Source organism: Stenotrophomonas sp. YJH_SMC_19, from assembly GCF_059367915.1.
Window position 1 is genome coordinate 57,445 of sequence record NZ_JCAFRI010000025.1, and the last position, 6,718, is coordinate 64,162.

General features: G+C 66.2%; 5 protein-coding genes. All 5 read right to left on the reverse strand.

Going from position 1 to position 6,718, the window contains the following annotated elements; genetic code table 11:
• Window positions 1-4: 4 nt before the first annotated feature.
• Genes AC5P5R_RS19500 through AC5P5R_RS19520 form a run of 5 tightly spaced genes read right to left on the reverse strand, consistent with a single transcriptional unit; the run spans window position 5 to window position 6,364 of the window.
• Window positions 5-988, reverse strand: coding sequence for an AAA family ATPase (locus tag AC5P5R_RS19500; RefSeq protein WP_100438144.1), 984 nt, complete (start codon window positions 986-988; stop codon window positions 5-7).
• 16 nt (window positions 989-1,004) lie between these two features.
• Window positions 1,005-1,712 (reverse strand): DUF4159 domain-containing protein, encoded by a 708-nt coding sequence (locus AC5P5R_RS19505; RefSeq protein ID WP_005411842.1) that lies wholly within the window; start codon window positions 1,710-1,712, stop codon window positions 1,005-1,007.
• Entirely contained in the window at window positions 1,712-3,046 is a 1,335-nt protein-coding gene (locus AC5P5R_RS19510; protein WP_005407529.1) for a TldD/PmbA family protein, read from the reverse strand. Before AC5P5R_RS19510 ends, AC5P5R_RS19505 begins: the two co-directional genes overlap by 1 nt.
• A gap of 21 nt (window positions 3,047-3,067) precedes the next feature.
• Window positions 3,068-4,702 carry a TldD/PmbA family protein gene (locus AC5P5R_RS19515; protein ID WP_005407530.1) on the reverse strand — a complete coding sequence of 545 codons (1,635 nt, stop codon included), beginning with the start codon at window positions 4,700-4,702 and terminating at the stop codon, window positions 3,068-3,070.
• 30 nt (window positions 4,703-4,732) lie between these two features.
• Window positions 4,733-6,364, reverse strand: coding sequence for a TldD/PmbA family protein (locus tag AC5P5R_RS19520; RefSeq protein WP_329751766.1), 1,632 nt, complete (start codon window positions 6,362-6,364; stop codon window positions 4,733-4,735).
• Window positions 6,365-6,718 lie beyond the last annotated feature (354 nt).

A 6,718-nucleotide genomic window follows, 5' to 3' on the forward strand; every position in this document is an offset into this window, starting at 1 on the left:
TGGCTCAACCCGGGAAGGGCACGGCCTGCAGCAGCGCGGCGACCACGTCGTCGGCACGCTTCTGCTCGGCCTCGGCGGCGAACGACAGCAGCAGGCGATGGCGCATCACCGGCGCGGCCAGCGCCTGCACGTCCTCGCGGGTGGCGGCGAAACGGCCCTGCAGCAGTGCGCGTGCCTTCGCTGCCAGCACCAGCGACTGGCCGGCACGCGGGCCGGCGCCCCACTTCACCCATTGGTTGATCGCCGCCGGAGCACCGTCGCCGGGCCGGCTGGCGCGCACCAGGCGGGTGATCCAGGCCAGCACATCCGGGCTGACATGCACCTGGCGCACCGCGGCCTGCAGCGCGATCACCGCGTCGGCATCCATCACCTTCGGCACCGCGTCGGTGGCACCGCCGGTGGTCTGTTCCAGGATCTGCCGCTCCTCGTCTTCGCTGGGGTAATCCACCAGCACGTGCAGCAGGAAGCGGTCCAGCTGCGCTTCCGGCAGCGGGTAGGTTCCGGCCTGCTCGATCGGGTTCTGCGTGGCCAGCACGAAGAACGGCGCGGGCAGCGCGTAGGTGGTACCAGCGTAGCTGACCGTGCGTTCCTGCATCGCTTCCAGCAGTGCGGCCTGGCTCTTGGGCGGGGTGCGGTTGAGTTCGTCGGCCAGCAGCAGGTGGGTGAAGATCGGGCCCTGCTGGAAGCGGAAGTGGCGATGGCCGGTGCCGTGGTCTTCCTCCAGCAGCTCGGTGCCGAGGATGTCGCTGGGCATCAGGTCGGGGGTGAACTGCACGCGCCGGAACTGCAGCTCCAGTGCCTGGCCGAGCGAGCGCACCAGCAGGGTCTTGCCGAGCCCGGGTGCGCCTTCCAGCAGGCAGTGGCCGCCGGCCAGCAGGCCGATCAGCAGCTGCTCGACCACGGTGTTCTGGCCCACCACTGCGCGTGCGAGCGCGGCGCGCAGCTCATCCAGGCGCGGCAGCAGGGAATCGAGGTCGGGGGAGGTCATGGGCGTGCAGGTCCTATCAGTTGTTCAACGCGTACATCACGATGTTGACGCCGAAGCGGGTGTTGTCTTCGGCCAGGAAGCGCTTGTTGCGCCAGTCGTAGTCCCACTCGCAGCCGTAGTCCTTGTTGCTGTACAGCAGGCCCAGGCGGCCGTCGACCTCGATGCCCTTCAGGTAGTCGTGCACCAGGTCGTCGCCCCAGCCGTTGAGTTCGAAGCTGGTGGCAGGCGGGCCATCCGGGAAGCGGAAGAAACTGCGGTACAGCGGGTGGCTGTTGGGCAGCTTCTGCAATGCCCTGGGCCCGAACAGGCGACCCATCTGCGCCTCGAACGAGGTAGCGAACAGGCCGTCGATATCGTGGTTGCAGTCGTCGACGAAGACGAAGCCGCCATTGCGCACGTAGCGCACGAAGTTCTGCCGCTCGGCGGCGTTGAATTCCACCAGCGTGTGCCCGGCCAGGTAGCAGAACGGCGCTTCCAGCATGCGTGGGTCGGCCAGCGCCACCACGTGTTCCTGCGGGTCCACGCGCAGCGAGGTGTAGTCGATCAGCGAGGTGATCAGGTTGGACGGCATGCGCGCGTCCACGTCCCAGTCACCGGAGTCGTACTGAAGGCGGGTGAACCAGAAGTCGTAGCGCGAACTGCGCGGGCCTGCCTGTGCCCAGGCTGGCAGCGCCGCCGCCGAAGCGGCAGCGGCCAACCAGCGCAGGCAGGCCCGGCGATCCATCAGACCGCGTCGGACAGCGAAGTGAAGGTGAAATCACGCAGCTTCATCGGCGGGATCATCATCACGTAGCTGGATTCATCACCGGCCACGCGCACCGGCTTGCCCAGCTCTTCGATGTTGTTGAGCATGATCACCGGCGATTCGTTGAAGCGGAAGTTCTTCACCGGATGCTTGATCTGGCCGTTCTCGATGTAGAAGGTGCCGTCGCGGGTCAGGCCGGTCAGCAGCACGGTCTGCGGATCGACCATGCGGATGTACCAGGTGCGGGTGACCAGGATGCCCTTCTGGGTGCCGCGAACCAGTTCGGCGGTGCTCTTGTCGCCACCGCTCATCAGCAGGTTGCCCGGCGACGCCTTGGCGGTCTTGCCCTGCTTCTGCGCCCAGAAGCGCGAGTAGTCCAGGTTGGCGATCCTGCCGTTCTCGATGATGGCCATGCGCTCGCGGGGCAGGCCCTCGTTGTCCCAGGGCAGCACCGGTGCGTCCGGGTGCCACGGGTCGGCGATCATGGTCACGCGCGGGTCGTAGACCTGCTCGCCCAGCTTGTTGCCGCCGCCCTTCTTGGATAGGAAGCTGCGGCCTTCATCGGCCGAGCGTGCGCTGAAGAAGTTCATCATGAAGCTGATCAGGCCGGCCGCCGCAGCCGGCTCCAGGATCACCGTGTACTTGCCCGGTTCCAGCGCTTTGGCTTCGGCCGATTCGGTGGCCTTGCGCATGGCGATGCGGATGTCCTGGTCGGCCTTGAAGTCGGCGGCGTCCTTCAGGTTGCGGCCGACCCAGCCCGAACCACGGCCATCCTCGGTGCGCACGGTGCAGGTGTAATTGAAGTTGGTGGTGCGCTGGTAGGCGAAGTTGCCGTTGCTGTTGGCGGTGGCCTGGAAGCCCTGGCCGTCTTCGAGGAAGCCGGCGGCGATCAGGCCATGGCCACGGCACGGCGCGATTGAATCTGCGGCAACCTTGGCACGGAACGCCGGATCGATCGCGGCAGTGGATTCGCTGAAGGTGGGGCTGGCGCGGTAGGTCTGCTTGCCGATGGCCGGCATGAACTCCGGGTTTTCCGGGGCCAGGCGGGCCAGGTCTTCGGCACGGCGCACCACGCGTTCCAGCGCGGCATCGTCGAACTCGTTGATCGAGGCCGTGCCGACGCGCTTGCCGAAGGCAACGGTGACCGCCAGTTCGGTGTTGTCGACGATGCCGCTGGTGGAGACATTGTTCAGTGCGAAACGGATGTTGCCGTCGATCGCGCCGGCCAGTACGGCGGTGCATTCGTCGGCCTTGGACAGGGCGATGACCTTGTCGAGGATGGCCTTGGCCTGGGCTTCGGTGAAGATACTCATGGTGTAAGGGCTCCTGACCGATCAGCCGAGGCTGCGTGCGGTGTTGATGACGTTGATGCCGTTGAAGCGCGCGGTGGACGAACCGTGCGAGACCGCCGAGACCTGGCCCGGCTGGCCCTTGCCGTCGAAGAACGAGCCGCCCAGGCGGTAATCGCGTTCGTCGGCCACGGCGGTGCAGGCGTTCCAGAACTCCGGCGTGCGGATCTGGTAGGCCACGTCCTCCAGCATGCGGGTGATCTGGCCGTTCTTGATCTCGTAGAACAGCTGGCCGCCGAACTGCGCGTTGTAGCGCTGCTGGTCGATCGAGAACGAACCATCACCGATGATGTAGATGCCGTTCTCCACGTCCTTGATCAGGTCCGGCACGCTCAATGGCTTCTTGCCCGGTGCCATCGACACGTTGGCCATGCGCTGGAACTGCACGCTGGACCACGAGTCGGCATAGCAGCAGCCGTCGGATTCGGTCTTGCCGAGGATGTGGGCCTGGTCGCGGATGGTCTGGTAGTCCACCAGCTTGCCGTTGCTGATCAGGTCCCAGCGCTTGCACTTCACGCCTTCATCGTCGTACGCCACCGCGCCGAGGCTGCCCGGCTGGGTCTTGTCGGCAAAGATGTTGACCAGTTCGCTGCCGTACTGGAAATGCTGTTCGCGCTTGTCCAGGGTGGCGAAGCTGGTGCCGGCGTAGTTGGCTTCGTAGCCGAGCACGCGGTCCAGTTCCAGCGGGTGACCGATCGATTCGTGGATGGTCAGCCAGGTATGCGACGGGTCGAGCACCAGGTCGTACTTGCCCGGCTTCACCGACGGTGCCTTCAGCTTTTCCTGCGCCTGCCTGGCAGCGGCGATGGCGTCTTCCTTCATGTCGTAGGAAGAACTGTAGTTGACCACGCCATTGGGGCCGACCACCTTGCCTGCGGCGGCGCCATCCAGGTACTCGTAGCCCAGGCCCATCGGCGAGGACAGGCCCGAACGGGTGCGGAACTTGCCGCTGGACTTGTCGATGGCGGTGACCGTCATCGGCGCCCAGATACGGTGCACGTCCTGGTCGATGTAGGAGCCGTCGGTGGAGGCGAAGTACTTCTGCTCGTTGACCAGGAACAGCATCGAGTTGACGAAGCTGGCACCGGCGCCCATTGCGGCGGCGTTGACGTCCAGCAGCAGGCCGACCTTGTCCTTGATCGGCACCTCCATCGCATTCTTGCGGATCGGCGTGCGCCAGCTCACCTCACCGACGCCCGGCGCCTTGGCCAGCTGTACGGGAGCGGTCTGCACGCCGGCATTGGCCTTGGCGATCGCCGCCGCCTGCTGCGCGGCCTTGGCCACATCGGCCGTACCCAGCGCATTGGTGGCGGCAAAGCCCCAGGCACCGTTGACGATCACGCGGATGCCCACGCCGGTGGACTCGGTGTTCACCACGTTCTGCACCTTGTCCTCGCGGGTGATCACGAACTGGCGCAGGTAACGGCCGATGCGCACGTCGCAGTAGGTGGCGCCGGCCTGGCGGGCGGCGGCCAGCGCCGCATCGGCCAGGCGCTTCTTCAGCCCCAGGTCCAGCGAGCTCTGCAGCTGTTCGGCAGCGATCACCTTGCCGAAGAAGGAGGGCACGATCAGCCCGCCCGCGGTAAGCCCGGTCAGGGCCAGGAAGTCACGTCTTTGCAAGGCTGCTCTCCATGTCGAAGGATGGGTGGCTCAAGCGCCGAGATTGCGCGCGGTGTTGATGATGTTGATGCCGTTGAAGCGGGTGGTGGACGAACCGTGCGAGACCGCCGAGACCTGGCCGGGCTGGCCCTTGCCGTCGAAGAACGAACCGCCCAGGCGGAAATCGCGTTCATCGCAGATGGCCGTGCAGGCATTCCAGAATTCCGGCGTTCGGATCTGGTAGGCCGCATCCTCGACCATGCCGGCGATCTTTCCGTCCTTGATCTGGTAGTACAGCTGGCCGCCGAACTGCGCGTTGTAGCGCTGCTGGTCGATCGAATACGAACCGCGGCCGTGGATCCAGATGCCGTTCTCCACGTCCTTGATCATGTCCTCGACGCTGAGCGGCTGCTTGCCCGGTGCCAGTGAGACATTGGCCATGCGCTGGAACTGCACGCTGGACCAGGAATCGGCATAGCTGCAGCCATGCGATGCATCGCGGCCGAGGATATGGGCCTCGTCGCGGGTGGCCTGGTAGTCAACCAGGATGCCGTCGCGCACCAGGTCCCAACGCTGCGTCTTCACCCCTTCATCGTCGTAGCCGACGGCGCCGAGGCTGCCCGGCTGGGTCTTGTCGGCGAAGAAGGTGACGATGTCGCTGCCCCAGCGGAAACCCGCATCGCGCTTGTCCAGGGTGGCGAAGCTGGTGCCGGCGTAGTTGGCTTCGTAGCCGAGCACGCGGTCCAGCTCCAGCGGGTGGCCGACGTTCTCGTGGATGGTCAGGAACAGGTTGGACGGGTCCAGCACCAGGTCGTACTTGCCGGGCTTCACCGACGGCGCCTTCAGCTTCTCGCGCGCGTGGCGGGCGGCGGCGATGGCGTCCTCGACCGGGTCGTAGGAATCGCGGTAGGCGGTGATGCCACCGGGCAGCTGCACCTTGCCACTCGCATCGCCATCGAGGAACTCGTAGCCCATGCCCATCGGCGAGGACAGGCCAGCGCGGGTACGGAACCTGCCGCTGGCCTTGTCGATGGCGGTGGTGGTGAACGGCAGCCAGATGCGGTGGATGTCCTGGTCGATGAACGAGCCGTCGCTGGAGGCGAAGTACTTCTGTTCGTTGACCAGGAACAGGGTGGAATTGATGTAGTCGGCACCCGCATTCAGCGCCGCGGCGTTGAGCGCCAGCAGCAGTTCGACCTTGTCCTGGATCGGCACCGCCATTGCGTTCCTGCGGATCGGGGTCTTCCAGCGCACCTCGCCGACCGACGGCGTCGGCGCCAGCTGCACCGGCCGGGTCTGGATGCTGGCGTTGGCGCGTGCGATTGCGGCCGCCTGCTCGACTGCGGCGCGCACGGCGGCCTCGGTCTGCTGATGGGTGGCGGCGAAGCCCCAGGCGCCGTTGACGATCACGCGCACGCCCACGCCGGACGACTCGCGGTTGGTCACATTGCCGACCTGGTGTTCGCGGGTGATGACCGACTGGTTGAGATAGCGGCCGATGCGGACATCGCAGTAGCTGGCCTTGGCAGTGCGTGCGGCGGCCAGCGCCACGTCCGCCAGGCGCCTGCGCTGGGCGGTATCGACCGGGGCGAGCAGCTGCTCGACGGCGATGGCACGGGAATGCGGCAGCAGCAGGCCCGCCAGGCCCAGACCGGAAAAAGCCAGGAACTCACGTCGTTGCACAGCGTTTCTCTCTCTCGCTTGCGTGCGGTTGGCAATGGGCCGGACCGATCACGTCAACTCCTCGACTTTCGCCAGCGCGGGGCGTGGGGACAAGTGACTGCAGTCATGGTTGGGAGGGTTTCGGCAGGGCTTGCAGCCCTGCACCTGCTCAATGCAACGGCCAGAGCCAGAGCCAGAGCGGCATTCCGTGGGATGGCGGGGCGATGTCGGATTGCGGGGACGCCGCAAGTACGTCCGTGTAGCAACTGTGTTGATGGAGGGACTTGGCCCCTCCATGAGACGGGCACGGTAGTGCCGGCCGCTGGCCGGCAGCCTTTGGTCTTGCGCCCTGGCTGGCCTTAGGCAGGGACCAGC